Origin of the sequence: Streptococcus sp. HMSC062B01, from assembly GCF_001811085.1 — a bacterium.
Lineage (GTDB): Bacteria > Bacillota > Bacilli > Lactobacillales > Streptococcaceae > Streptococcus > Streptococcus gordonii.
Genome location: NZ_KZ672807.1, coordinates 164,345 through 165,478, shown reverse-complemented (window position 1 = coordinate 165,478; position 1,134 = coordinate 164,345). Strand labels below are relative to the sequence as shown.

At 37.2% G+C, this 1,134-nt stretch carries 2 protein-coding genes; both read right to left on the bottom strand.

All coding sequences use genetic code 11. The annotated features are described in order from the left end of the window. Positions 1 to 331, bottom strand: a 331-nt coding sequence (locus HMPREF2780_RS11910; RefSeq protein ID WP_105026636.1) for a hypothetical protein, incomplete at its 3' end; no start/stop codon positions are given. A 23-nt stretch (positions 332 to 354) separates the two neighbouring features. Then, complete coding sequence (locus HMPREF2780_RS11165) at positions 355 to 1,113, bottom strand: EndoU domain-containing protein (protein ID WP_233994398.1); 759 nt, start codon at positions 1,111 to 1,113, stop codon at positions 355 to 357. Positions 1,114 to 1,134: the final 21 nt, after the last annotated feature.

The window sequence follows — 1,134 nt, the reverse complement described above, 5'->3', positions numbered from 1 at the left end:
CTTCCATTTCTTTCCACTCTAAAACCAATTTATAAAGCTCATTTGTAGGAATAAAGCAAGGGCTACCTAATATTTCTTCCTCAAATTGGAAGTATACTTCCGTTATTTCTTTGCCAATTTCAATCCCTAAGAGATTACCATCAAAAGCATATTCTTCCATACTCCCAGAAATTACACTCTCCAAAGCTTCTCGAACATCCAGATAAAAATTATGGACCTCCGAATTTAAAAAATTTGATAAGGAGTGACAATTGGGACTATCAAATTCTACTAACAAAAATTTCTGACTATCATTATTTTTATTTACTTTTACAATATAGTTTCGTCTCATTTATATGCACCTTTAAAATTATTCTATTTTAGCGGATAAGCAGTAATAATTTTCCCCTCAGAATTTAAAATTATTTCAATGCTTATTCCATTTTGACTTGTTCCTATATAACGACTACCTTCCATCAATACCTTGTTGGAATATGCCTCATTAATGGCATCTACAACCTCCTGCGGACTCATATGGTCAGGGAAGAAGGTTGATTTCCCACCATTAGCTTTCTTAAGAGTTCCATTTACTTCAACTTTTGCCTCATAAATCCCAGCATCATTTAAGGCCGGCCCTTTCGTACCCTCGATAATATTTCCAGAAGTCCCCTCTACCATATCATAGTGATAGCCTCCTGCTCGACCTTTTTTATTTATATCACCTTCAAAAATGTGAATCTTAGACTTATCTGTAAAGTTCTCTGTATGCTTAAGATTCGCTAAGTCATCCATAGTGTAGGTTTTAACCTCAACCACCGGCTGACTCCCCATACTCGAATTTCTCACCGCATCCTTAATCTGATAATACTTATTGACCTTTGCGTTCGCTCTTTGTGATTGCAAATCCTTATTATAAGCCCGAGTACTCCAAGCTGCTGCCCCTACCATTAGGAATTCATAACCCGCTTTTATACTCAGTGTGTACTTGGTATAGTTTGTGGCATAATTCAGGAGTTCCTCATCAGCCTCTTTGCCTGTGACTGAATCAAGGCCCATTTCAGCGATATACTCAAACCGTTTTTGTTCAAAGTTAGGGCCGTGTTTCTCAACAAATCTACGAGACGAAAAGGGCAAGGAAAGCATCCTACCCTAAAT